The 24,293-nt window shown below is 70.4% G+C and carries 21 protein-coding genes; 15 read left to right on the forward strand and 6 right to left on the reverse strand.

Annotated features, from left to right (window positions below):
• Positions 1–102: 102 nt before the first annotated feature.
• Both ACIPK3_RS12505 and ACIPK3_RS12510 read right to left on the reverse strand, forming a co-directional pair.
• The gene (locus ACIPK3_RS12505; RefSeq protein WP_402568824.1) at positions 103–2,538 is read right to left on the reverse strand and encodes an MFS transporter; all 2,436 of its coding nucleotides are present in this window, start codon (positions 2,536–2,538) and stop codon (positions 103–105) included.
• A gap of 153 nt (positions 2,539–2,691) precedes the next feature.
• Positions 2,692–3,135 carry an SRPBCC family protein gene (locus ACIPK3_RS12510; protein WP_402568826.1) on the reverse strand — a complete coding sequence of 148 codons (444 nt, stop codon included), beginning with the start codon at positions 3,133–3,135 and terminating at the stop codon, positions 2,692–2,694.
• 181 nt (positions 3,136–3,316) lie between these two features.
• On the opposite strand from ACIPK3_RS12510, the gene ACIPK3_RS12515 reads away from it, so the two are divergent.
• Both ACIPK3_RS12515 and ACIPK3_RS12520 read left to right on the forward strand, forming a co-directional pair.
• Positions 3,317–4,381, forward strand: a complete 1,065-nt coding sequence (locus ACIPK3_RS12515; protein ID WP_402568828.1) for an Rv2578c family radical SAM protein — start codon at positions 3,317–3,319, stop codon at positions 4,379–4,381.
• 159 nt (positions 4,382–4,540) lie between these two features.
• A complete protein-coding gene (locus ACIPK3_RS12520; RefSeq protein ID WP_402568830.1) occupies positions 4,541–6,151 on the forward strand; it encodes an alpha/beta hydrolase in 1,611 nt (536 codons plus the stop codon).
• Positions 6,152–6,167: 16 nt separating this feature from the next.
• On the opposite strand, the gene ACIPK3_RS12525 is transcribed toward ACIPK3_RS12520, so the two are convergent.
• Positions 6,168–6,743: an adenylosuccinate lyase gene (locus tag ACIPK3_RS12525; RefSeq protein WP_402568832.1), complete on the reverse strand. Its 576-nt coding sequence runs from the start codon at positions 6,741–6,743 to the stop codon at positions 6,168–6,170.
• A gap of 371 nt (positions 6,744–7,114) precedes the next feature.
• Between ACIPK3_RS12525 and ACIPK3_RS12530 the strand changes: the two genes are divergently transcribed.
• The 10 genes from ACIPK3_RS12530 (at position 7,115) to ACIPK3_RS12575 (ending at position 19,251) form a co-directional block, all read left to right on the forward strand.
• Entirely contained in the window at positions 7,115–8,920 is a 1,806-nt protein-coding gene (locus ACIPK3_RS12530; protein WP_402568834.1) for a 3-hydroxyacyl-CoA dehydrogenase family protein, read from the forward strand.
• Between the two features lie 223 nt (positions 8,921–9,143).
• Entirely contained in the window at positions 9,144–9,980 is an 837-nt protein-coding gene (locus ACIPK3_RS12535; protein ID WP_402568836.1) for a TetR family transcriptional regulator, read from the forward strand.
• Positions 9,981–10,401: 421 nt separating this feature from the next.
• Positions 10,402–11,742: a crotonyl-CoA carboxylase/reductase gene (gene ccrA, locus ACIPK3_RS12540; protein ID WP_402568838.1), complete on the forward strand. Its 1,341-nt coding sequence runs from the start codon at positions 10,402–10,404 to the stop codon at positions 11,740–11,742.
• Positions 11,743–11,770: 28 nt separating this feature from the next.
• The gene (locus ACIPK3_RS12545) at positions 11,771–13,819 is read left to right on the forward strand and encodes a protein meaA (RefSeq protein ID WP_402568839.1); all 2,049 of its coding nucleotides are present in this window, start codon (positions 11,771–11,773) and stop codon (positions 13,817–13,819) included.
• On the forward strand, positions 13,816–14,781 hold the full coding sequence (locus ACIPK3_RS12550; RefSeq protein WP_402568841.1) for an HpcH/HpaI aldolase/citrate lyase family protein: 966 nt from the start codon (positions 13,816–13,818) through the stop codon (positions 14,779–14,781). Before ACIPK3_RS12545 ends, ACIPK3_RS12550 begins: the two co-directional genes overlap by 4 nt.
• Positions 14,782–14,786: 5 nt before the next feature.
• Positions 14,787–15,311 carry a MaoC family dehydratase gene (locus ACIPK3_RS12555; protein ID WP_402568843.1) on the forward strand — a complete coding sequence of 175 codons (525 nt, stop codon included), beginning with the start codon at positions 14,787–14,789 and terminating at the stop codon, positions 15,309–15,311.
• A 3-nt stretch (positions 15,312–15,314) separates the two neighbouring features.
• Entirely contained in the window at positions 15,315–16,520 is a 1,206-nt protein-coding gene (locus tag ACIPK3_RS12560) for an acyl-CoA dehydrogenase family protein (RefSeq protein WP_402568845.1), read from the forward strand.
• Between the two features lie 169 nt (positions 16,521–16,689).
• Positions 16,690–17,346, forward strand: a complete 657-nt coding sequence (locus ACIPK3_RS12565; protein ID WP_402568847.1) for a phosphatidylserine decarboxylase — start codon at positions 16,690–16,692, stop codon at positions 17,344–17,346.
• Between the two features lie 22 nt (positions 17,347–17,368).
• The gene (gene pssA, locus ACIPK3_RS12570) at positions 17,369–18,187 is read left to right on the forward strand and encodes a CDP-diacylglycerol--serine O-phosphatidyltransferase (RefSeq protein ID WP_402569421.1); all 819 of its coding nucleotides are present in this window, start codon (positions 17,369–17,371) and stop codon (positions 18,185–18,187) included.
• 143 nt (positions 18,188–18,330) lie between these two features.
• Positions 18,331–19,251 (forward strand): SMP-30/gluconolactonase/LRE family protein, encoded by a 921-nt coding sequence (locus tag ACIPK3_RS12575; protein ID WP_402569423.1) that lies wholly within the window; start codon positions 18,331–18,333, stop codon positions 19,249–19,251.
• Positions 19,252–19,273: 22 nt separating this feature from the next.
• Here the strand turns inward: ACIPK3_RS12575 and ACIPK3_RS12580 are convergent, their stop codons facing one another.
• Positions 19,274–20,374 carry a glycerate kinase gene (locus ACIPK3_RS12580; RefSeq protein ID WP_402569425.1) on the reverse strand — a complete coding sequence of 367 codons (1,101 nt, stop codon included), beginning with the start codon at positions 20,372–20,374 and terminating at the stop codon, positions 19,274–19,276.
• Between the two features lie 164 nt (positions 20,375–20,538).
• Between ACIPK3_RS12580 and ACIPK3_RS12585 the strand changes: the two genes are divergently transcribed.
• The 3 genes from ACIPK3_RS12585 (at position 20,539) to ACIPK3_RS12595 (ending at position 22,907) form a co-directional block, all read left to right on the forward strand.
• A complete protein-coding gene (locus tag ACIPK3_RS12585) occupies positions 20,539–21,612 on the forward strand; it encodes an ADP-ribosylglycohydrolase family protein (protein ID WP_402568849.1) in 1,074 nt (357 codons plus the stop codon).
• The gene (locus ACIPK3_RS12590) at positions 21,609–22,103 is read left to right on the forward strand and encodes an NUDIX domain-containing protein (RefSeq protein WP_402568851.1); all 495 of its coding nucleotides are present in this window, start codon (positions 21,609–21,611) and stop codon (positions 22,101–22,103) included. Before ACIPK3_RS12585 ends, ACIPK3_RS12590 begins: the two co-directional genes overlap by 4 nt.
• Positions 22,104–22,172: 69 nt before the next feature.
• A complete protein-coding gene (locus ACIPK3_RS12595) occupies positions 22,173–22,907 on the forward strand; it encodes an SIR2 family NAD-dependent protein deacylase (RefSeq protein WP_402568853.1) in 735 nt (244 codons plus the stop codon).
• A gap of 56 nt (positions 22,908–22,963) precedes the next feature.
• Here the strand turns inward: ACIPK3_RS12595 and ACIPK3_RS12600 are convergent, their stop codons facing one another.
• Both ACIPK3_RS12600 and ACIPK3_RS12605 read right to left on the reverse strand, forming a co-directional pair.
• Positions 22,964–23,725, reverse strand: coding sequence for a hypothetical protein (locus ACIPK3_RS12600; protein ID WP_402568855.1), 762 nt, complete (start codon positions 23,723–23,725; stop codon positions 22,964–22,966).
• A 77-nt stretch (positions 23,726–23,802) separates the two neighbouring features.
• Positions 23,803–24,288, reverse strand: coding sequence for a methylated-DNA--[protein]-cysteine S-methyltransferase (locus ACIPK3_RS12605; RefSeq protein WP_402569427.1), 486 nt, complete (start codon positions 24,286–24,288; stop codon positions 23,803–23,805).
• Between the last annotated feature and the right edge of the window lie 5 nt (positions 24,289–24,293).

Below are 24,293 nucleotides of genomic sequence, written 5' to 3' on the forward strand. Positions count from 1 at the left end.
CACCACGGTACGGCGACGCCCGGTGGCGATGTGTGGCAATCCGGTAATTGGTCTCACCGGGTCGCCCCGGCGCGCAGCGGGTGCGCCGGGGCGGCGGACCCTTCAGTCCTCGTGGCCCAGTTGCAGGTCGCGTTCGGTGCGGCCGCCGCCCGCGACCTGGAGCACGGTGGCGACCGGCGGGTAGCCCGCGGCGATGACGGTGTACTCGCCGGAGGAGAGATCCACGAACCGGAAGGACCCGTCGGCGCCCGTGGTGAGGGTGTCGACGACGTTGCCGGCCGCGTCGAGGAGGGTGACGCGGGCGTCCTCGACGGGCCGTCCGCCGCCGGCGCGCACGGTGCCGCGCAGCACGGCGCCGCCCGCGAGTTCGATGTCCTGCCGGGTCTCCCGGGAGGCCTGCACGGTGACGGGGAGCGCGGCGGGCCGGTAGGCGGGCGCGCTGGCGGCGAGGGTGTACTCTCCCGCGACCAGTTCGGTGATGACATAACCGCCCTCGCGGGCGGTGCGGGTGGTCGAGACGACCTCGCCGTGCACGTTGGTGAGGGTGACCATGGCGTCGCGGACGGGGGTGCCGTCGGCGGTGCGCACGGTGCCCGCGAGGCGTCCGGCGCCGCCGAGGACGACGTCGAGTTCGACGGGCCGTTCGCCGACGGTCACGGCGACCGCCTGCGGCTGGTGGCCGCTCGCCGCGGCGATCAGTACGTACGCCCCGGCGCCCGGCGTGGACAGCGCGTACCGCCCGTCGCCCCCGCTGGCGCCGCGCCCGATCTGCTGTCCGGAGACGTCGATGAGGGTGAGTGCGGCTCGGGGCACCACGGTTCCGTCGGGGTGCTGCACGGTGCCGCAGACCGGGACCCCGGCGGCGTACGGCGAGCGGGGCGGGGTGGGGGTCCCACCGGCCGAAGGCTGGTGGCGGGCCTGTGGGATGGGGGTGTTCAGGGTGGCGGGTTCGGTATCGGCGGCGTTGTGGGACACCAGCGGTTTCTCCTTGAGGAAGCAGGCGGCGAGCAGGCCGAGGGCGAGCACCGGGACGAGATGGAGGAAGATCCGGGGCATCGCGTCGGCGTAGCCGCGGATGTAGGCGTCACGCAGGGCGGGCGGCAGCGCGTGGACGAGTTGCGGGGTGAGGGACTGCGGGTCGGGCAGCCGGGCGCCCGGGTGCGGGGGCAGTTCGCGGCGCAGGGAGTCGGCGAGCCGTCCGGCGAAGAGCGTGCCGAAGACGGCGGCGCCGACACTGCCGCCGATCTGCCGGAAGTAGTTGTTGGCGCTGGTGGCGGTGCCGAGGTCGGCGGGGCGTACGGAGTTCTGCACGGCGAGCACCAGGACGGGCATCACCAGGCCGATGCCGATGCCGAGTACCGCCATCCAGATGCTGTACAGCAGCCGGGACGTGTCGGCGTCGAGGCGGGACAGCAGCCACATGCCGACGACGGAGACGGCGCCGCCGAGGACGGGGTAGATCTTGTAGCGGCCGGTGTGGCTGATGAGTTGGCCGCCCGCGATCGAGGCGACGACGATCCCGGCCATCATGGGCAGCATCAGCAGGCCGGATCCGGTGGCGCTGGCCCCGTCCACCATCTGGAGGAAGGTCGGCAGATAGCTGGCCGCGCCGAACAGGGCGGCGCCGATCACCAGGCCGACCAGGCCGGTGACGTTGAACACCGGGTCCCTGAACAGCCTGAGCGGGATGAGGGGTTCGGCGGCGAAGCGTTCGGCGACGAGGAAGAGGAGGGTGGCGGCGAGGGCGCCCGCGCCGAGGCCGAGGATCTGGCGGGAGCCCCAGGCGTACTCGGTGCCGCCCCAACTGGTGAGCAGCACCAGGCAGGTGGAGGCGGCGGCGAGCAGCAGCGCGCCGAGCACGTCGAGCCGGGCGCGGGTCCTCGGCCGGGGCAGTTTGAGGACGACGCTGACGACGGCGAGGGTGATCAGGCCGAAGGGGACGTTGACGTAGAAGCACCAGCGCCAGGAGAGGTGGTCGGTGAAGTATCCGCCGAGCAGCGGTCCCGCGACCGAGGCGAGGCCGAAGACGGCGCCGATCAGGCCCATGTAGCGGCCGCGCCGGCGGGGCGGCACGATGTCGGCGATGATCGCCTGCACGCCGATCATGAGTCCGCCCGCACCGACGCCCTGGACGGCGCGGAAGGCGATCAGCTGGTCCATGCTCTGCGCCCGTCCGGCGAGCGCGGAGCCCACGACGAAGGCGGCGATCGCGAACTGGAAGACGCCTTTGCGGCCGAAGAGGTCACCGAGCTTGCCGTAGAGCGGCAGTCCCACGGTGGAGGTGAGCAGATAGGCGGTGATCGCCCAGGACATCCTGTCGAGGCCGTGCAGTTCACCGACGATCTTCGGCAGCGCGGTGGCGACGATCATCTGGTCCAGCGCGGCGAGCATCAGCGCCAGCATCAGCCCGGTGAAGACCAGCCGGACCCGGCGGGTGCCGGGTCCGGCGGGCGGGGCGGCCGATGGCGGTTCGGCGGCGGTGTCCTCCGCGACCGGTGCCACGACCGTCTCGTGTGGCACCAGAGTTGTCCCGCCCACGTCCCGCTCCCCTCGTCACGTCCGTCACGCAATTCCCGCGTAAGACGACAACTGCGAACAACTGAGGCGAGTTACGGCACGATCCCGGGCGGAGGGGTGGACCACTCGAACCGGTGAGGGGTACAACACCCCTGCACCGGCCGGGACTTGGTGTTACTTCTCGACCTGGGCGGCGAGCTTGGCGAGGATCGCGTCGTAGATGCGGCCGAGCCCCTTGGGCGCGAAGGTGCGCTCGAAGAAGCCGCCGACGCCGCTCGCACCCTGCCAGGTGGTGGTGGCGACGACCCGGGACCTGCCCTCACCGGCCGGGGTGACCCGCCAGGTGGTGACCATGGAGGAGTTCCGGTCCTTCTCGACGAGCTCGCCGTCGGACGGCTCGGTGACCTCCAGGAGGCAGTCGCGGACCCGCTTGCTGGTGGCCTGGAGCTTCCAGTGGACGAGGGTGCCCTCGCCGTCGCCGCCCTCGCGCACCTCGTACTCGCTGAAGTGCTCGGGCAGGAGCGTCGCGCGTGTGCCGCTGTAGTCGGCGAGGGCGTCGAACACCTTCTCCGCGTCCGCCGCGACGATCCGCTCCGTAGTGGCCTCGACCTGCGCCATTGGGTTCCTCCAGGGCCTTGTTCTCGGGGTGGGGGCAAGCCAACCACCCCGGTGCCCGGCCGCCCAAATCGGGGAGGCCGGGCCCTGTCCGGTGCGATCGGGAATCATTCTTGCACGATCACGCGAACAGGTGTTCTATTCTGGACGCGTACCACCGGTACAGCACTACCGAGGAGGCGTCATGCGGTGGGAGAACCTCACAGCGGAGTCCGCCGAGTCCGAACACCAACGGCCCGCCGACGCGGCGCTGTTCGGCGCGGACGCGGTCACCACCCGCACCTTCGACACGCCCGAGTTCCGCGGGATCACCTTTCACGAGGTCCGGGCCCGCTCGATCCTGAACCGGGTGCCGGGCGCCTCGCGCATGCCGTTCGAGTGGACGGTCAATCCGTACCGGGGGTGCTCACACGCGTGTGTGTACTGCTTCGCGCGCAGGACCCACAGCTATCTCGACCTCGACACGGGCATCGGCTTCGACACCCAGATCGTGGTCAAGGTGAACGCGCCGGAACTGCTGCGACGCGAGCTGGGCTCCCGGCGCTGGCGGGGCGAGCACATCGCGATGGGCACGAACGTCGACTGCTATCAGCGCGCGGAGGGACGCTACCGGCTGATGCCGGGCATCCTCGCCGCCCTGCGCGACCACGCGAACCCCTTCTCCATCCTCACCAAGGGGACCCTGATCCTGCGCGACCTCGATCTGCTGAAGCAGGCGGCCGAGGTCACGGACGTCGGCGTCTCGGTCTCCGTGGGCTTCACCGACCCCGTCCTGTGGCGCACGGTCGAGCCGGGCACCCCGGCACCGGAGCGACGCCTGGAGGTCGTGCGGACGCTCGGCGAGCACGGCATCGGCTGCGGGGTGCTGATGGCGCCGGTGATCCCGTTCCTCAGCGACCACCCGGCCCAACTGCGGGCCACCGTGAGGGCGATCGCGGCCGCCGGGGCGACCTCGGTGACCCCGCTGGTGCTGCACCTGCGGCCGGGGGCACGGGAGTGGTTCATGTCCTGGCTCGCGACCCACCATCCGTACCTGACGGGCCGCTACGAGCGGCTGTACGCGGAGGGCGCCTACGCCCCCAAGTGGTACCAGCGCCGGATCACCCGTCAGGTGCACGACCTGGCGCGGGAGTACGGCATCGGTCCCACGCGCGCGGGCCTGCCGCGCCGGATCGGCCCACCGGAGACGGCCGGGCCGCGGACACCGGAGACCGGGACGTCCGGGCCGACCCAGCTCACCCTGATCTGAGGCGCGTCCGGGGCCTCGCCGGACAACATCCAGACCAATCAGCCAGACCAATTGGGTCAATTATTTTCATAACGCGTTCTTCCGGGCGCTCATTCCGGGACGATGCGGCGAGGGTCGTGGGCTTCGCGGCCCGCTGACCCTCCGTCCTGGGAGGACGCATTGAGAACACGCGCTGCCGTCCTGTGCGGCGCCGCCGTCATGGCGGCCGGCACGCTCACAGCCGTACCCGCGAACGCGAGCGCGCCGCGCGCCGTACCGACGGTGCCCGCCGTACAGCCCGACAGAGCCGCCGGAGTCCCGGGACCCGCGTGGAAGAAGTGCGGCACCACCAGCCAGCCGAACCTCCAGTGCGCGACCCTGAGGGTGCCGCTGGACCACGCGCATCCGGACGGCCGGCAGATCAGCCTGGCCCTGTCCCGTGTGCCGCACACCGCCAAGACCTACCAGGGCCCGCTGCTGGTCAACCCCGGTGGTCCGGGCGGCAGCGGCCTGGGACTCGCCGGGTTCATCGCGTCCGCGCTGCCCGCGAAGGTGGCCGCCCAGTACGACGTCATCGGCTTCGACCCACGCGGCGTGGGCCACAGCACACCCGCGCTGAAGTGCCTCCCCGGGTACTTCAAGCCGGTGCGCGCGAACTCGGTGCCGGACAGCGCCGCCGTGGAGGAGGCCAACGTCGCGCGTGTGAGGGCGTTCGCCGCCGCCTGCGGCGAGAAGTACGCGGACGTCCTGCCGTACATCGACACCGTCAGCGCCGCGCGCGACCTGGACCTGATCCGCAGCTCCCTCGGCGCGGAGAAGATCAACTACCTGGGCTACTCGTACGGCACCTACCTCGGCGCCGTCTACGCCAAGCTGTTCCCCGACCGGGTGCGGCGCCTGGTCCTGGACTCGATCGTGAACCCCACCGGGATCTGGTACCAGGACAACCTGGAGCAGGACTACGCCTTCGACGACCGCCATCGCGCGCTGATGGCGTGGATCGCCTCGTACGACTCCACCTACCACCTCGGCACCGACCCGGCGAAGGTCGAGGGCGAGTGGTACGCGATGCGGGCGGCCCTCGCCGGGAGGCCGGCGGGCGGCAGGGTCGGCGCCTCCGAACTGGAGGACACCTTCATGCCGGGGGCCTACTACGACGGCTACTGGCCCCTGCTCGCCGACGCGTTCGCCGCCTACGTCAAGCACAAGGACCCGGACCCCCTGGTCAAGGCCTACGACAAGCTCGGCGCCGTCGACTCCTCCGGCGACAACAGCTACAGCGTCTACACCGCGGTGCAGTGCCGGGACGCCGCCTGGCCGCGGAACTGGGACCGGTGGCGCGGGGACAACTGGGTGGTGTACGACAAGGCGCCCTTCATGGGCTGGAACAACGCCTGGTACAACGCACCGTGCGCGTTCTGGCCCGTCGCCCCGCGCACACCCGTGAGCATCGCCAACGGAAAGCTGCCACCCACGCTGCTCTTCCAGGCGACGAACGACGCGGCCACCCCGTACGAGGGCGGCGTCATGGCGCACACGCTGCTGGCCGGCTCCAGCCTGGTGGTCGAACAGGGCGGCGGGAACCACGGCGTCACGCTGAGCGGCAACACCTGCCTGGACAAGCACCTGGCCGCCTACCTGACCGACGGCACAGTCCCGCACGCCGCCGGCGAGGCCGACGCGGTGTGCCCGAGGACTCCCGCACCGAAGCCGAAACCGAAGGGCACCGCGGGTTCGTCCGGCTCGTCCCGGGGTTCGGCGCTGCACGGCCTGCTCGGCTTCCGGCACTGATCGGCGCGCGGGCGGTTCACCTCGGCTTCGGGATCCGCGCCAGCGCGTGCACGGCCGCCTCCGCCAGCGCGGGATGGGCCAAGGCCTCGGTCAGGACACGTCTGGCGCGGACGTCCCCGAGCGCGCCGAGGCCCTGGACGCAGGCCAGGGCCACCTGACGGTGGGGGTCGTGCGGGCGCAGCCGGCGCTCCAGGGTGGTGATGAGCGCGGGCACCGCCTCCGGGGCGCGCAGCTCGGTCAGCAGCCGCACCGGGTGCAGGGCGTAGCCGACGCGCAGCTCGTTGGTGGCGAGGGCGGCGGCCGCGCGGGCGGTGCGCGGGTCGCCCAGCCGGGCCAGGGCGTACGCGGCTGCGGCGCAGCGCGGCGGGTCGCGGTGGTTGAGCAGCAGCACGAGTGACTCGAAGGCGCGGCGGTCGCCCGCCACCCCCAACCGGAACGCGGCCAGTTCCCTCGCCCACAGCGGCTGCCCGGCCGCGGTGAGCACCTCCGCCAGTTCGTCGGGGTCCCCGGTCTCCGCGAGGCGGATGTACACCGCCGCGCCGCGCGACTCCCGTCCCAGGCGTTCCGTGAGCGCTCGCCACTCTTCGTCCACGGGGATCAGATTAGGGGTGGCGCCCCGCCACCGGGACCTACATCACAAACTCCGGGGGCTGGCGCGCTCGTTACTCACCGGTTAAGCTCATACGAGCGAGACACCCACTCGCGGAGATCTCACGACGGTTTGGTGACGCAGCCGTCGCGAGTGCAGGTCGGTTCGGTACCTCATGTACCGCCAGTACGACTCGGCTTCGGGACAGAGCCGGTCGGTTCAGCCGCTCGCCGGGCGTGTGCACGCCCGCCGTGGACGGCACCGGGCGTGTGCGCCTGCAGCCCGGCAACACCCGCACTTTCCTCGCACCCGGTGCGCCCCTCGGCGCACCCGGGCGCGCCTCCAGTCGTCACCCTCATTCCAGGAGTCCCGCGATGGCCACTCCCCTGTCCGACACCTCTCTGTCCCCGCTCAAGACCATTGCCGTCGTCGGCCTCGGCACGATGGGCACCGGCATCACCGAGGTCCTCGCGAAGGCCGGCCGCACGGTCGTCGGCATCGACGTCAGCGAGGCCGCCACCGCCCAGGCCGTCGCCGCCCTGGAGTCCTCCACCGCCCGTTCCGTGGAGCGCGAGCGGCTCACCGAGCAGGAGCGCGCGGAGCTGCTGGCCCGGGTGCGCACCTCCACCGACCTGCGCGCGGCGGCCGACGCGGACCTGGTCATCGAGGTGGCCCCGGAGTCGTACGAGATCAAGCACCAGATCTTCCGCGACCTGGACGGCATCGTGCGGCCGGAGACGATCCTCGCGACCGGTACCAACGCGCTGTCGGTGACCCGGCTGGCAGCCGACTCGGCGCGCCCCGAGCGTGTGCTCGGCCTGCACTTCTTCAATCCGGCGCCCGCGATGAAGCTGGTCGAGGTGGTCTCCTCGGTGCTGACCGCGCCGCAGGCGGTCACGGCGGTCACGGACCTCGCCGTCGAACTGGGCAAGGAGCCGGTCGCGGTCGGTGACCGCCCCGGCTTCGTGGCGGACGGCCTGCTGTTCGGCTACCTCAACCAGGCCGCCGCGATGTACGAGGCGAAGTACGCCTCCCGCGAGGACATCGACGCGGCGATGCGGCTCGGCTGCGGTCTGCCGATGGGCCCGCTGGCCCTGCTGGACCTGATCGGCGTCGACACCGCCCGGACCGTCCTGGACGCCATGTACGCCGAGTCCCGCGACCGGCTGCACGCCCCCGCGCCGATCCTCAAGCAGCTCAGCGAGGCGGGCCTGACCGGCCGCAAGTCGGGCCGCGGCTTCTACACGTACGAGGCGCCGGGCAGCTCCACGGTGGTGCGGGACGCGCTGACGCCGCTGGAGGGCGCGCAGCTCGCGCAGGGCCGCACGGTGCGCTCGGTCGGTGTCGCGGGGTCCGGGACCATGGCCTCCGGCATCGCCGAGGTCTTCGCCAAGGCCGGGTACAAGGTCGTGCTGGCCGCGCGCAGCGAGGAGAAGGCGCAGATCGCCAAGGCCCGGATCGGCAAGTCGCTGGCGCGCTCGGTCGACAAGGGCCGGATGACCGCCGAGGCGGCCGCGCGGACCCTGGAGCTGATCACGCCGGCGGGTTCCTACGACGCGTTCGCCGACGTCGACCTGGCCGTCGAGGCCATCGCGGAGGACCTGGAGGTCAAGCAGCAGCTCTTCGGGACGCTGGACAAGGTCTGCAAGCCGGGCGCGGTGCTGGCCACCACCACCTCCTCGCTGCCGGTCGTCGCGTGCGCCCGTGCCACCTCGCGTCCGCAGGACGTGATCGGCATGCACTTCTTCAACCCGGCGCCCGCCATGAAGCTGGTCGAGGTCGTCCGTACGGTGCTGACGGCCGACGACGTCCACGCGACGGTCCGCGAGGTCTGCGCGAACATCAGGAAGCACGCCGTCGACTGTGGCGACCGGGCCGGTTTCATCGTGAACGCGCTGCTGTTCCCGTACCTCAACAACGCGATCAAGATGGTGGAGGAGCACTACGCGACGCTGGACGACATCGACGCGGCGATGAAGCTGGGTGGCGGCTACCCGATGGGCCCGTTCGAGCTGCTGGACGTGGTCGGGCTCGATGTGTCGCTCGCGATCGAGAAGGTGCTGCACCGCGAGTTCCGCGACCCGGGGCTGGCGCCCGCGCCGCTGCTGGAGCACCTGGTGGCCGCGGGCTGCCTCGGCCGCAAGACGGGCCGCGGCTTCCGCGAATATGCCCGCCGCTAGGAGGCGTCCCGTGGATCAGGCCGGTTCCGGGGAGCGGCCCCTCCCGGCCGACCCGGGCCGTGCCGGGCCCCGCGACCCCGGAGAGGTGCACCGTCCGCCGCCCGAGCGTCCCGGCGGGCGGCCGGCGGACGACGGGGAGTGGGGCGGGCTGTTCGGCCCCGCGGGGATTTCCCCGCCCTTCCCGGGCGGGGGAAACCCCGGACATGCGCAACGAGCTGCGCACATGCAGTACGTTCGGGTCATGTCCCAGCCCGCCAGGTCCTCACGTACACCAACCACGCCCGACGCGCCGGAAAGTGCCGCAGGCAGTCGCGCGGCGGCCCAGCGTCTCAAGATGCGCCGAGAGCTGGCGGCCGCGGCAATGGAACTGTTCGCGACCAAGGGGTACGAGGCGACCACCGTCGACGAGATCGCGGCGGCCGCCGGGGTCGCCCGCCGCACGTTCTTCCGCCACTTCCGTTCCAAGGAAGAGGCGATCTTCCCGGACCACGACGACACGCTGATCCGCGCCGAGGCGGTGCTCAACGCGGCGCCCGCGCACGAGCATCCGCTCGACACGGTGTGCCGCGGGATCAAGGAAGTGATGCAGATGTACGCGGCCCGGCCGGAGATCTCGGTCGCCCGCTACAAGCTCACCCGCGAGGTGCCCACCCTGCGCGAGGCGGAGATCGCGTCGGTGGCCCGCTACGAGCGCCTCTTCACCCGCTATCTGCTGGGCCACTTCGACGAGCATGCGCACGACGACGACGCGAACGACGACCCGTTGCTCGCCGAGGTCGCCGCCTCCGCCGTCGTGACGGCCCACAACCATGTGCTGCGGCGCTGGCTGCGGGCGGGCGGTCAGGGCGATGTGGAGGCGCAGCTCGATCACGCCTTCGCGATCGTGCGCAAGACGTTCGGCTCCGGGATCGGGGCGGGCCGCGCCACGGCTCCCGCGAGGACGGCCACGCCCCCGGCGGCCGTCTCCGCCCACGGGGAGGTCCTGGTGACCGTGGCGCGTACCGACGCCCCGCTGGACGAGGTCATGCGGACCATCGAGGAGGCGCTCAAGGACCGCTGAGCTCTCGCTCCGCTGTGAGGACGGCCACCCCACGGGGTGGCCGTTTTGGCATGTCAGAGGTGGTTTTCCAGCGGATTTCAAGCGCCGTTCGATCGATCATCGCTCATTTGTTACGTAAAGATTTCATCTGAGGTCAAGTTCTGGCACTCAGTGCCTTGCCGGATGACACGCGGTGTCATACGTTGATGTTGTCCGGGCGGTCGGCGCGCAGAAACCAATTCGCGCGCCGGCTGTCCCAGCAAGCCAGACGGCTCGCTCGCCCGGACGCCTGCGTCACAGGCAACCTCCCGCGCCACAAAGCGCTGCCGAAGCAACACCTCCGCCGAACCGACGGCACCTCTCGAAAACAAACCCTCAGCAGCACCGACGCAACCCTCAGCGCCCCTTCCCTCAAGGGGCGCCGACCGCCGGAGGCAATACCGTGACCGAGAACATCCTCGCCGCGATCCAGTCGCCCGACTCCACGCCGGCCGACTTCGCCGCGCTCGAGCTTCCCGAGTCGTACCGCGCGATCACCGTGCACAAGGACGAGACGGAGATGTTCGCGGGCCTTGAGACCCGCGACAAGGACCCGCGCAAGTCGATCCACCTCGACGACGTCCCGCTGCCCGAGCTGGGCCCGGGCGAGGCGCTGGTGGCCGTGATGGCCTCCTCGGTGAACTACAACTCGGTGTGGACCTCGATCTTCGAGCCGCTGTCCACCTTCGGGTTCCTGGAGCGCTACGGCCGCACCAACGACCTGGCCAAGCGCCACGACCTGCCGTACCACATCATCGGCTCCGACCTCGCGGGCGTCGTGCTGCGCACCGGCCCCGGCGTCAACGCCTGGAAGCCCGGTGACGAGGTCGTCGCGCATTGCCTCTCCGTCGAGCTGGAGTCCTCCGACGGCCACAACGACACGATGCTCGACCCCGAGCAGCGCATCTGGGGCTTCGAGACCAACTTCGGCGGCCTCGCCGAGATCGCGCTCGTCAAGTCCAACCAGCTGATGCCGAAGCCCGGCCACCTCAGCTGGGAGGAGGCCGCGGCCCCGGGCCTGGTCAACTCGACCGCCTACCGCCAGCTGGTCTCCCGCAACGGCGCCGGCATGAAGCAGGGCGACAACGTCCTGATCTGGGGCGCGAGCGGCGGCCTCGGCTCGTACGCCACGCAGTTCGCGCTGGCCGGCGGCGCCAACCCGATCTGTGTCGTCTCCAGCGACCAGAAGGCGGACATCTGCCGTTCGATGGGCGCCGACGCGATCATCGACCGCAACGCCGAGGGCTACAAGTTCTGGAAGGACGAGCAGACCCAGGACCCGAAGGAGTGGAAGCGCTTCGGCAAGCGCATCCGCGAGCTGACCGGCGGCGAGGACATCGACATCGTCTTCGAGCACCCCGGCCGCGAGACCTTCGGCGCGAGCGTCTTCGTCACCCGCAAGGGCGGCACCATCACCACCTGCGCCTCGACCTCGGGCTACATGCACGAGTACGACAACCGCTACCTGTGGATGTCCCTGAAGCGGATCATCGGCTCGCACTTCGCGAACTACCGCGAGGCGTGGGAGGCCAACCGTCTCATCGCGAAGGGCAAGATCCACCCGACGCTGTCGAAGGTCTACTCCCTGGGGGAGACCGGCCAGGCCGCCTACGACGTGCACCGCAACCTCCACCAGGGCAAGGTCGGCGTGCTGTGCCTCGCCCCCGAGGAGGGCCTCGGCGTGCGCGACGAGGAGATGCGCGCCAAGCACATCGACGCGATCAACCGCTTCCGCAACATCTGAGCGCCCCCCGAGCAACCCGAGGTCACAGATGACTGAGCGTCAGCCTGCCGAGGCGAAGCGGGAGAAGGACCGGCCGTGGCTCATGCGCACGTACGCCGGACACTCCACCGCCGAGGCGTCCAACGAGCTGTACCGGCGCAACCTCGCCAAGGGCCAGACGGGCCTGTCGGTGGCGTTCGACCTGCCGACGCAGACCGGCTACGACCCCGACCACATCCTCGCCCGCGGCGAGGTCGGCCGGGTCGGCGTGCCCGTCTCGCACCTCGGTGACATGCGCCGGCTGTTCCAGGACATCCCCCTGGAGCAGATGAACACCTCGATGACGATCAACGCCACCGCCATGTGGCTGCTGGCGCTCTACCAGGTCGTCGCCGAGGAGCAGGGCGCGGACATCACCAAGCTCCAGGGCACGACCCAGAACGACATCGTCAAGGAGTACCTGTCCCGGGGGACGCACGTCTTCCCGCCGGGACCGTCGCTCCGGCTGACGACGGACATGATCGCGTACACGGTCTCCCACATCCCGAAGTGGAACCCGATCAACATCTGCAGCTACCACCTGCAGGAGGCCGGGGCCACGCCGGTGCAGGAGATCGCGTACGCGATGTCCACCGCGATCGCCGTCCTGGACGCCGTGCGCGACTCCGGCCAGGTGCCCGAGGAGCGGATGGGCGACGTGGTCGCGCGCATCTCCTTCTTCGTGAACGCGGGCGTCCGCTTCGTCGAGGAGATGTGCAAGATGCGGGCGTTCGGCCGCATCTGGGACAAGATCACGCGTGAGCGGTACGGCATCGAGAACGCCAAGCAGCGCCGGTTCCGCTACGGCGTCCAGGTCAACTCGCTCGGCCTGACCGAGGCGCAGCCGGAGAACAACGTCCAGCGGATCGTGCTGGAGATGCTGGCCGTGACCCTCTCCAAGGACGCCCGCGCGCGTGCCGTGCAGCTGCCCGCGTGGAACGAGGCGCTCGGTCTGCCGCGTCCGTGGGACCAGCAGTGGTCGCTGCGCATCCAGCAGGTGCTGGCGCACGAGAGCGACCTGCTGGAGTACGAGGACATCTTCGAGGGCTCGCACGTCATCGAGGCGAAGGTGTCCGAGCTGATCGAGGACTCCCTCGCGGAGATCGACCGGATCCAGGAGATGGGCGGCGCGATGGCGGCCGTCGAGTCCGGCTACCTCAAGTCGCAGCTGGTCTCCTCGCACGCCGAGCGCCGGGGCCGGATCGAGTCCGGCCAGGAGAAGATCATCGGCGTCAACATCTTCGAGACGACAGAGCCGAACCCGCTGACCGCCGACCTGGACACCGCGATCCAGACGGTCGACCCGGCCGTCGAGGCGCATGTCGTCGAGGCGATCGGCCACTGGCGCGACAACCGCTACCAGCCGCCCTTCAACCACCCGCGCCCGTGCAAGGCGTTGGAGCGGCTGAAGGAGGCCGCCAAGGGCACCGGGAACCTCATGGAGGCCACCCTGGAGTGCGCCCGCGCCGGAGTCACCACCGGCGAGTGGGCGGGCGCGCTGCGCGAGGTGTTCGGCGAGTTCCGCGCCCCCACGGGCGTGTCGTCGGCGCCGATCGCCGTCCCCGTGGAGGAGGGCTCGGCGCTGGCCGAGGTCCGCGCCAAGGTGGATGCCACCGCCCGCGACCTGGGCTCCGGGAAGCTGCGCTTCCTGGTCGGCAAGCCTGGCCTGGACGGGCACTCCAACGGCGCCGAGCAGATAGCGGTGCGCGCCCGTGACGCCGGCTTCGAAGTGGTCTACCAGGGCATCCGGCTGACCCCGGAACAGATCGTGGACGCGGCCCTCGCCGAGGACGTGCACGCGGTCGGCCTGTCCATCCTCTCCGGCTCGCACGCCCAGCTGGTGCCCGACGTCCTGGAGCGGCTGCGGGAGGCCGGGGCGCACGACATCCCGGTGATCGCGGGCGGGATCATCCCGAACGCGGACGCCGAGCAGCTCAGGGCCGCCGGAGTGGCCGCGGTCTTCACCCCGAAGGACTTCGACATCACCGGGATCATCGGCCGTATCGTCGACGAGATCCGGAAAGCGAACAAGCTCGACCCCCTGGAGGTCCCCGCATGACCACCCCCGTCAACCGTCTCCGCCCGCGGCGCTCCTGCCTGGCCGTACCGGGCTCGAACCCCCGCTTCCTGGAGAAGGCGCAGGGTCTCCCGGCCGACCAGGTCTTCCTGGACCTGGAGGACGCGTGCGCGCCGCTCGCCAAGCCGGAGGCGCGGCACACCATCGTCAAGTTCCTCAACGAGGGCGACTGGACCGGCAAGACGCGGGTCGTGCGGGTCAACGACTGGACGACCGAGTGGACGTACCGGGACGTCGTGACGGTGGTCGAGGGCGCGGGCCAGAACCTCGACTGCATCATGCTGCCGAAGGTGCAGAGCGCCGAGCAGGTCGTCGCGCTGGACCTGCTGCTGACGCAGATCGAGAAGACCATGGGCTTCGAGGTCGGCAAGATCGGCATCGAGGCGCAGATCGAGAACGCGCAGGGCCTCAACAACGTCAACGCGATCGCGCAGGCCTCCCCGCGCGTCGAGACGATCATCTTCGGCCCGGCCGACTTCATGGCGTCGATCAACATGAAGTCGCTGGTCGTGGGCGAGCAGCCGCCCGGCTACCCGGCGGACGCCTACCACTACATCCTGATGAAGATCCTGATGGCCGCCCGCGCCAACAACCTCCAGGCGATCGACGGCCCCTACCTCCAGATCCGCAACATCGACGGCTACCGCGCGGTCGCGCAGCGCGCCGCCGCGCTGGGCTTCGACGGCAAGTGGGTGCTGCACCCGGGCCAGGTCGAGGCGTCCAACGAGATCTTCTCGCCGTCGCAGGAGGACTACGACCACGCCGAGCTGATCCTGGACGCGTACGACTACTACACGTCCGAGGCGGGCGGCAAGAAGGGCTCCGCGATGCTCGGCGACGAGATGATCGACGAGGCCAGCCGCAAGATGGCCCTGGTCATCTCCGGCAAGGGCCGCGCCGCCGGCATGCAGCGCACCAGCAAGTTCGAGATCCCGGAGGGCTGAGCGCCATGCAGTTCGGACGCACCTACGAGGAGTTCGAGGTCGGGGCGACGTACAAGCACTGGCCCGGCAAGACGGTCACCGAGTACGACGACCACCTGTTCTGTCTCCTCACCATGAACCACCACCCCCTCCACATGGACACCAACTATGCGGAGAAGACGACGGACTTCGGCAAGAACGTCGTCGTGGGCAACTACATCTACTCCCTGCTGCTCGGCATGAGCGTGCCGGACGTCTCCGGCAAGGCGATCGCCAACCTGGAGATCGAGTCGCTCAAGCACGTGGCCCCGACGTTCCACGGCGACACGATCTACGGCCAGACGACCGTGCTCGACAAGTGGCCCTCGAAGTCGAAGAACGACCGCGGCATCGTCTACGTCGAGACCAAGGGCTACAAGCAGGACGGCACCCTCGTGTGCGTGTTCCGCCGCAAGGTGATGGTGCCGACCGAGACGTACATCAAGGAGCGCGGCGGCGAGCAGCCGGGCCGCCCGGAGCTGAACGCCCCTACGGAAAAGTCGGAGAAGTAAGCCATGGCCCGTCTCGCCCAGACCGCCGGTCTGACCGACGTCCAGCAGGAGATCCTCTCGACCGTCCGCGACTTCGTGGACAAGGAGATCATCCCGGTCGCGACCGAGCTGGAGCACCGCGACGAGTACCCGCAGCAGATCGTGGAGGGCCTGAAGGAACTGGGCCTGTTCGGTCTGATGATCCCCGAGGAGTACGGGGGCCTGGGCGAGTCGCTGCTCACCTACGCGCTGTGCGTGGAGGAGATCGCGCGTGGCTGGATGTCGGTGTCCGGCATCATCAACACGCACTTCATCGTCGCCTACATGCTCAAGCAGCACGGCACGCAGGAGCAGAAGGACCACTTCCTCCCGCGGATGGCCGCCGGAGACATCCGGGGCGCCTTCTCGATGTCGGAGCCGGCGCTCGGCTCGGACGTGTCGGCGATCACGTCGAAGGCGGTCAAGGACGGCGACGAGTACGTCCTGAACGGTCAGAAGATGTGGCTGACGAACGGTGGCACGTCCTCACTCGTGGCCGTCCTGGTCCGCAGTGACGAAGGACACCCCGAGGGCACCGCCCCGCACAAGTCCATGACGACCTTCCTGGTGGAGAAGGAGCCCGGTTTCGGCGAGGTCCGCCCGGGTCTGACCATCCCCGGCAAGATCGAGAAGATGGGCTACAAGGGCGTCGACACCACCGAGCTGATCATGGACGGGCTTCGCGTCCCGGCCGATCGGGTGCTCGGCGGCGTCACCGGCCGAGGTTTTTACCAAATGATGGACGGAGTCGAGGTCGGCCGGGTCAACGTGGCGGCCCGTGGCTGCGGTGTGGCCCAGCGCGCGTTCGAGCTCGGCGTCCAGTACGCCCAGCAGCGTCACACCTTCGGCAAGCCGATCGCCCAGCACCAGGCCATCCAGTTCAAGCTCGCGGAGATGGCCACCAAGGTCGAGGCCGCCCACGCGCTGATGGTGAACGCGGCACGCAAAAAGGACTCCGGCCAGCGCAATGACCTGGAAGCGGGGATGGCGAAGTACCTCGCGTCCGAGTACTGCAAGGAGGTCGTGGAGGATTCCTTCCGCATCCACGGCGGCTATGGTTTCTCCAAGGAGTACGAGATCGAGCGCCTCTACCGGGAGGCCCCGATGTTGCTCATCGGTGAAGGTACCGCCGAAATCCAGAAAATGATCATCGGACGCAGGCTGCTCGAAGAGTATCGCTTCCAAGGCTGATTGTCCGGATACGGGGTGTTTTCTTCGAGAAGAAGATCACACCCCGTTAACGCTCTCCGGCCACCGACTCGACTGCTCGCTTGCCCAGTTGCGGCCCGCGCCCGGTACGATCCCGGGAAAGCCGCCGTCCCCCGTCACCGCGCGGCATCATCCGCTACGAAGGTCATCCATGCCCCACAGCCAAACCTCTGCACCTCGCGACAGCCGAGCCGGCGTACGCCTTGCGCGCGGAGCATCGCCGTGGCTCCTGCCGACCGTCGCCACCGCAGCCCTCAGCCTGGCCCGCGCCCGCCGCTCCGGCGCCGCCAGGGCCGTCGCCGTGCCCGCCACCGCGCTCGCGGCGGGCATGCTGTGGTTCTTCCGCGACCCCGAGCGCGAGATCGCCACGGGCCGTGTGATCTCCCCCGCCGACGGTGTGGTGCAGAGCATCATGCCGTGGAAGGACGGACGCACCCGCGTCGCGATCTTCATGAGCCCGCTCAACGTGCACGTGAACCGCGCGCCGCTCGCCGGCACGGTCACGTCGGTCGAACACATCCCCGGTGGCTTCGTTCCCGCCTTCAACAAGGAGAGCGAGAACAACGAGCGCGTAGTCTGGCATTTCGACACCGAACTCGGCGACATCGAGATGATCCAGATCGCCGGCGCGGTGGCCCGCCGTATCGTGCCCTACATCCCGCAGGGCACGAAGGTCGAGCAGGGCGACCGTATCGGTCTGATCCGCTTCGGCTCGCGTGTCGACCTCTACCTGCCGGAGGGCGTGGAGGTCGCGGTCGAGGTCGGGCAGAAGACCGTGGCTGGGGTGACTCGCATTGACCGTGATTGATCCGGAGACACAGGCGGGCTGGGTGCCCGAGGCCGACGAGGCGGACGACGAGGAGGAGATGCCTCTTTCTCTCCGCCTGTCGATAGCCGACACCCTCACCCTCGGTAACGCCACCTGCGGGTTCATGGCGGTCTACTTCACCACCACCGGAATCCTGATCCCGCACCTGATGGGGAACGACGAGTCGGCCGGCATGGCGCGCCACTCGGCCGCCACCGCGGTGATCCTCATGCTCTGCGCGGCGGTCTTCGACCTGTGCGACGGCCTGGTCGCGAGGAAGCTCAGGTCCTCCCCCATGGGTGCGGAGCTGGACAACCTCTCCGACCTGATCAGCTTCGGGCTGGCGCCCGCGTACTTCGTTCTCGTCTACGGCATGGTGGCGGACGACGCACACCAGCGCGTGGCCGCACTCGGGGCAATCGTGGTGCTCCTGGCTGTGGTCCTGCGATTGGCGCGCTTCTCCTGCGTGACGTTGAAGGACGGCATGTTCCAGGGCATGCCGAGCCCGTTCGGGGCCCTGACGGTGGTCTCGATCGTGCTCCTGGAGCTGCCCTTCGTGGCCACGCTGCTGGCGATCCTCGGCACCGCCTGGCTGATGGTGAGCCGGGTGGAGTACCCGAAGCCGCGCGGCCGCCTGGCCGGCGCGATGCTCGGCTGGATCGTGCTCTCCATGGGCCTCCTGGCCGCCTGGGCCTTCGACGCCCCGAGCGGTCAGCTGCTCCTCCAGACGGGCTGCGCGCTCCAGCTGGTCATGGGAGCGGTGATCCCCCTGTTCGCCACGGCCCGCCGGGTGAACAACTTCCGCGACAACCGGCGTGAGGCACGAGCGGCTCAGCCGTGACGTGACACTCGCCGTCGAGGGCCCCGGACCCGGGTTGGGTTCGGGGCCCTTCTGTTTTGCCTTCTGTGCAGAATCCTGTCGTACTAAGATCATACCGAACGAGGTTCACTGGATCCATGAAGGAGATGACAGTGTCTGGCAGGATGATGGACGAGCTGTACGAGATCCTGGACGAACGGTTCCGGACAGGTCGGTGCGCCAACGGCGACACGCGGCTGGAACTGCTGTACGGGGAATGCCGCTGGGCGGAGGGGCCGCTGTATCTGCCCGCCTGGCGCCAGCTCGTCTGGAGCGACATACCCAACGACCGCATGCTGCGCTGGGACGAGACGACGGGCACCGTCGGCGTCTTCCGCTCCCCCGCCGGCCACAGCAACGGCAACACCCTGGACCGTGAGGGCCGTCTGGTCAGTTGCGAGCAGGGCAACAGACGGGTGACCCGCACCGAGCACGACGGCTCGATCACGGTTCTCGCGGACCGGTTCGACGGCAAGCGGCTCAACTCCCCGAACGACGCGGTGGTGCGCTCCGACGGCTCGGTCTGGTTCTCCGACCCGGACTTCGGGATCACCAGCGACTACGAGGGCCATCGCGCCGAGAGCGAGATCGGCGCGCGCAACGTCTACCGGACGGACCCGGGCACCGGAGAGGTGCGGCTGGTCGCGGACGGCTTCTCGGGGCCCAACGGACTGGTCTTCTCCCCGGACGAGACGCGGCTGTACGTCGCGGACACCATCGCCCGCCACATCCGCGTCTTCGACGTCCGCGACAACGGCACGCTGTCCGGCGGCGAGGTCTTCGCGGAAGCTGCGCACAGCGGCTTCGACAACATCCGCTTCGACGACGAGGGACGCCTGTGGGCCGCCGCGCTCGGCGACGGTGTGCACTGCTACGACCCGGACGGCACCCTGCTGGGCAGGCTGCTCGTACCGGAGCCGGTGTCCAACCTCGCCTTCGGCGGCCCCAAGAACAACCGCCTGTTCATCACCGCGACGACCTCGCTGTACTCACTGGTGATGTCGGTGACGGGGACGGACCGGGTGCGACGACGGCCCAGCCGTTAGGTCCAGCGGGCGAGCGTCGGGGTCAGCGGGCGAGAAGGTCCTCGGCAATCCGGACGGCCACCCGTTCGAGGACATCTCCCGCCTCCGCGAAGCACTTCGCGACATCGGGCTCTACAGCCGTCAGGGGATACGCCCGGGTGATCCCCGCCCGTTCGAGCGCCGCGGGCGCGAGCGCCAGCCGACCGCACACCGCCACAACCGTCCGTCCCGCCGCCCGGGCCGCCGCCGCGACCCCGGCGGGGGCCTTCCCGTGCAGTGTCTGCTCGTCCAGGGACCCCTCCCCGGTGATCACCAGCGATGCCCGCTCCAGCGCGGAAGCGAAGCCCAGCACGTCCAGCATGACCTCGATACCGGGCCGGAAGCGGGCGCCGAGCAGCAGCGCGCCGTACCCCAGTCCGCCCGCCGCACCGGCGCCGGGAGCCGCCGCGTGCTCCGCCCCGACCACCGCCGCGAAGTGCGTCAGTGCGGCGTCCAGCGCGGCCACCTGGTCCGGCGAGGCACCCTTCTGCGGGCCGTAGACCGCGGCGGCGCCCGTCGGCCCGGTCAGCGGATTGTCCACGTCGCCGGCGAGCACCAGATCGACAGCGGTCAGCCGGGGATCGAGACCGGTCAGATCGGCCCGCGCCAGCGCGGCGAGCCCGCCCCCGCCCGGTGGCACCGGCTCCCCCCGCTCGTCCAGGAAACGCGCGCCGAGCGCGGACAGCATCCCGGCCCCGCCGTCCGTCGTGGCGCTCCCGCCGACGCCGAACACGATCGTCCGCGCGCCCGCGTCCAGCGCGGCGAGCAACAGCTCTCCGGAGCCGTACGTCGAAGCGGTGAGCGGTGCGAGAACACCGGCCGGCAGCCGCTGCAACCCGCTCGCCTCGGCCATCTCCAGCACGGCCGTGCCGTCGCGCAGCGCGAACGCGGCACCGACCTGCTGCCCGAGCGGCCCCGCGACCCGGACCTCCCGCCGCTCAAAACCCGCGGCGAGCGCCGCGGCGACCGTCCCGTCGCCGCCGTCGGCCACGGGCAGCGACTCCACTTCCAGATCCGGCACGACACGGCGCAGCCCGGCCGTCACCCGCTCGGCGACCTGAGCCGCCGTAAGCGATCCCTTGAACTTGTCCGCGGCGATGAGCACCGTCACCTTGCATTCCCCTCGCTCTCCGGGCCCCGGGCGGACCGGGGGCCAAGTCGCGCCGCTGCGACCATAACCGCAGGACACCGCAGCCGTCATGTACCGGCCGTCCGAAAACAACGCCCCGGCACGGCACGCCCGTCGCCGAAATCGGGTAGACCGGAGCCATGACCCCTGTGGGTACTGAGCCAGAGCTCGCCGACCGCGTCCTCGGGGGCTGGCTGGGCCGGATCGCGGGCAACATGCTCGGCAAGCCGGTCGAGCAGGGCGACCTGTGGACGCGCGACCGTATCGACCGCTACCTCCGGCAGGCCGCCGCCCTGCCGCTCACCGACTACCTCCCCGAACCGGCCGACGAGCACGACAGCGGCGGGCTGCGCCCGGAATGGCGCCAGTGCGTGCGCGGGCACATCCACGGCAGCTGCCGGGACGACGACGTGGACTACGCGATCCTCGGCCTCCACCTCCTGGAGACCCACGGCTTCGGCTTCAGCACCGAGCAGGTCGGCGACCTGTGGCTGCTGCGGCTGCCGTATCTCCAGACGTTCACGGCGGAGCGGGCGGCGTATCGCAATCTCGCCAACGGGCTCAAGCCCCCGCTGACGGCGACCTACGAGAACCCGTACCAGGAGTGGATCGGCGCCCTGATCCGAGCCGACATCTACGGCTGGACCTGCCCGGACGCCCCGCGCCGCGCCGCCTCGCTGGCCCGCCGGGACGCCGTGCTGTCGCACACCGGGAACGGGGTGTACGGCGCGATGTGGGCGGCGGCGCTGATCTCGGCGGCGTTCAGCGCGCCGACGGTGCGGCACGCGATCGACACCGCGCTGGCCGTCGTACCGTCGAGCAGCCGTCTGGCGCGCACCGTGCGCCGCGTCCTCTCGCTCCATGAGACCCGGATGAGCTGGGAGGACACGCTCACGACCGTCTCCGAGGAGACATCGGGGCTCGGCTGGATCCACACCATCCCGAACGCGGCCGTGCTCACCGCCGGACTGCTGTACGGCGACGGCGACTTCACCCGGACCATCACGCTCACCGTCCGCGGCGGGCTGGACACCGACTCCAACGGCGCGACGGCGGGTTCGGTGGCCGGGGTGCTGACCGGGGCGGCGGCCATTCCGGGCCAGTGGAAGGACCCGCTGGAGGACACCGTGCGCAGCGCGGTGTTCGGCTTCGACGGAGTGCGGATCAGTGACCTGGCCCGGCGCACGCTCCGACTGGCTACCCTTCCGGAGTGACCTCTGTTCAGGACTTCGCCACATACATCGCGGGCCTCCCCCGCGTCCTCGCCAGCGCGGCCGCCCTGTTCCGCGACGTCGAGGGACGGGTGCTGCTCGTCGAACCCAACTACCGGGACGGCTGGGCGCTCCCGGGCGGCACCGTCGAGTCCGACACCGGGGAGACCCCACGCCAGGGCGCCCGCCGCGAGACGGCCGAGGAGATCGGCCTGGACCGCACGCTGGGGCGGCTCCTCGCGGTGGACTGGATCCCGGGCACGGGGCGTCCACCGCTGGTGGCGTACCTGTACGACGGCGGTGTCCTGGACCCCGGCGACCTCGCGGCGATCCGTCTCCAGGAGACGGAACTCCTGTCCTGGCGTCTGGTCCCCCGCGAGGAGATCACCGACCACCTGCCGGGCGCCCTGGGCCGCCGCGTCCTGGCCGCCCTGGACATCCTCACGCAGGACACGGGAACGGCGGAACTGGAGAACGGCCACCGGGTCGGCTAGGGCGTGTCACTCGCCGCCGCCCCCCGATATCCGTTCGCCGCGAGCCGGCCGGCGTCCTAGGCTCGGGCCATGAACAGGCCACTCGTCGCCATCCTCAGTGGTGCAGGCATCTCCACCGATTCCGGGATCCCCGACTACCGCGGTCCGAACGGACTGTGGCGGAAGGATCCCGAGGCCGAGAAGCTCGTGACGTACGAGTACTACATGGGTGACGCGGAGATCCGCCGACGGTCCTGGCAGATGCGGCGCAGGAACCGGACGTTGCTGGCCGAGCCGAACGCCGCGCATCTGGCGGTCGCCGGGCTGGAGAGGTCCGGGGTCCCGGTGCGGGTGATCACGCAGAACGTGGACGGGCTGCACCAGCGCGCCGGGATGCCCGCCCGGAAGGTGCTGGAACTGCACGGCACCGCACGGCAGTTCGTGTGCACGGAGTGTCACGCACGGGGGGCCATGGAGGACGCGCTGGCGCGGGTGGAGGCCGGTGAGGAGGATCCGCCGTGCCTGGAGTGCGGAGGGATCCTGAAGTCGGCCACGGTCATGTTCGGGCAGAAGCTGGACCCCGTCGTCCTCGGCGAGGCCGTCTCCATCGCCAAGGCCTGCACGGTGTTCGTCGCCGTCGGCTCCAGCCTCCAGGTGCAGCCGGCCGCCGGGCTGGCCGGTGTGGCCGCCGACCACGGGGCGCGGCTGATCATCGTCAACGCCGAGCCGACGCCGTACGACGATCGTGCCCAGGAGGTGGTACGGCAGCCGATCGGCACCTCGTTGCCCGAACTGCTGGACCGGATCAGGGAGCTGGGCGCCTGACACCCCCGCCCGGCCTTCGGTGCTTCGGCGATTCGGCGCTTCAGCGATTCGGCGCTTCAGCGAGCGGGGTCCTCGCCCGCTCCGATCTCCCCGGCCGGGCGGACTCCCGGTTCCGGCAGCAGCCGGTCGACCATGACCTCCGGGCTCGGCTGCATGCCCAGCGCCTTCATGGCGGCGGCCGCGTTGAGTCGGTCACGGGCCGTCCGGTCGCCGATCCGGTCGATCAGGGTGGTGGCCGTCCTGAGCTTGTGATCCAGCTCGATCTTGTCGTCGATGCGGTCGGCCTGATCCGTGACATGCGCACGCGCGCGCCGCGCGTGAACGGCCAGGGCGCCTCCGCCGACCGTGATCAGTGCGCCGGTGAGGCTGGTGACCAGGGGCAGGTAGCTGAGATCGGGGTTCCCCGCGTGCACCAGCGCGAGGACACCCCCGGCGAGGATGACCGCCGCGCCGCCGCTCATGAACCACACGCTCAGCCGGAACGTCCACTCGGCCTGCTTCAGCGAGTGCTTCAGGAAGTCGAAGTAGAAGCCCTGCCGCTGCTCGGTCAGTGTCGGCGGTGGTGGCGGCAGCGGCAGTGGGAGCGGGAACTGCGGCATCACCGGGCCGTTCGGCGCCGGCTCCTGCGGGTATCCGTAACCGATGTAGACGTTTCCGCCCGAGCCGACGGCGATGGATCCACCGGCCACCGAGCCGATGCTCTGGCCGGGTGGTTCGGGCGGTGGCATCGGAATGCCGCCCCGGGCGTCCGGTTCCTCGCCGGGCCGCGTCCCGCCCGTACTGTCCGTCCCGCCCCCGCCGTTCTGCTGAGATGTCACATCAGCCCCCGTCCCGGCACATTGACGCACCGTCAACTTTCCACCCTAGCGTCCATGAGTGGTGTCCCGCAGGACGGTCAGAACAGTGCCGTTCCCCGTTCGAAGTCCAGCAGCCGCTGCTTGCGGTCCAGGCCGCCGCCGTAGCCGGTGAGGTTGCCGGTGGAGCCGATGACGCGGTGGCAGGGGACGATGATGCCGATGGGGTTGCGGCCGTTGGCGAGGCCGACCGCGCGGGACGCCTTGGGGCTGCCCAGGGCGTCGGCGAGTTCGCCGTAGGTGCGGGTCTCGCCGTAGGGGATGCGGGTGAGGTACTCCCACACGGAACGCTGGAAAAGGGTTCCGTCGAGCCGTAGTTCGAGTGTGAACTCGGTCAACTCGCCCGCGAAGTAAGCGGTGAGCTGTTCCTCGGCCTCGGCGAACGGGGTGTCGTCGCGGGAGCCGAAGTTCTCCTCCGGCGGCCGGTGGCGCTGCTCTGTCATGTAGAGACCGCACAGGGTGCCGTCGCCGTCGGCGACGAGGGTCAGCGGGCCGTAGGGGCTGTCGATCACGGTGTGCTGCTTCACGGAAG

It is taken from the genome of Streptomyces sp. NPDC086787 (assembly GCF_044745865.1).
GTDB lineage: Bacteria > Actinomycetota > Actinomycetes > Streptomycetales > Streptomycetaceae > Streptomyces.

What these genes read in the sequence shown, in the direction of transcription:
- ACIPK3_RS12510 (WP_402568826.1), bottom strand. Translation starts at nt 3,135, where the DNA reads ATGGCGCAGGTCGAGGCCACTACGGAGCGGATCGTCGCGGCGGACGCG.
- ACIPK3_RS12515 (WP_402568828.1), top strand. Translation starts at nt 3,317, where the DNA reads ATGCGGTGGGAGAACCTCACAGCGGAGTCCGCCGAGTCCGAACACCAA.
- ACIPK3_RS12530 (WP_402568834.1), top strand. Translation starts at nt 7,115, where the DNA reads ATGGCCACTCCCCTGTCCGACACCTCTCTGTCCCCGCTCAAGACCATT.
- ACIPK3_RS12535 (WP_402568836.1), top strand. Translation starts at nt 9,144, where the DNA reads ATGCAGTACGTTCGGGTCATGTCCCAGCCCGCCAGGTCCTCACGTACA.
- ACIPK3_RS12545 (WP_402568839.1), top strand. Translation starts at nt 11,771, where the DNA reads ATGACTGAGCGTCAGCCTGCCGAGGCGAAGCGGGAGAAGGACCGGCCG.
- ACIPK3_RS12550 (WP_402568841.1), top strand. Translation starts at nt 13,816, where the DNA reads ATGACCACCCCCGTCAACCGTCTCCGCCCGCGGCGCTCCTGCCTGGCC.
- ACIPK3_RS12555 (WP_402568843.1), top strand. Translation starts at nt 14,787, where the DNA reads ATGCAGTTCGGACGCACCTACGAGGAGTTCGAGGTCGGGGCGACGTAC.
- ACIPK3_RS12560 (WP_402568845.1), top strand. Translation starts at nt 15,315, where the DNA reads ATGGCCCGTCTCGCCCAGACCGCCGGTCTGACCGACGTCCAGCAGGAG.
- ACIPK3_RS12565 (WP_402568847.1), top strand. Translation starts at nt 16,690, where the DNA reads ATGCCCCACAGCCAAACCTCTGCACCTCGCGACAGCCGAGCCGGCGTA.
- ACIPK3_RS12575 (WP_402569423.1), top strand. Translation starts at nt 18,331, where the DNA reads ATGATGGACGAGCTGTACGAGATCCTGGACGAACGGTTCCGGACAGGT.
- ACIPK3_RS12585 (WP_402568849.1), top strand. Translation starts at nt 20,539, where the DNA reads ATGACCCCTGTGGGTACTGAGCCAGAGCTCGCCGACCGCGTCCTCGGG.
- ACIPK3_RS12595 (WP_402568853.1), top strand. Translation starts at nt 22,173, where the DNA reads ATGAACAGGCCACTCGTCGCCATCCTCAGTGGTGCAGGCATCTCCACC.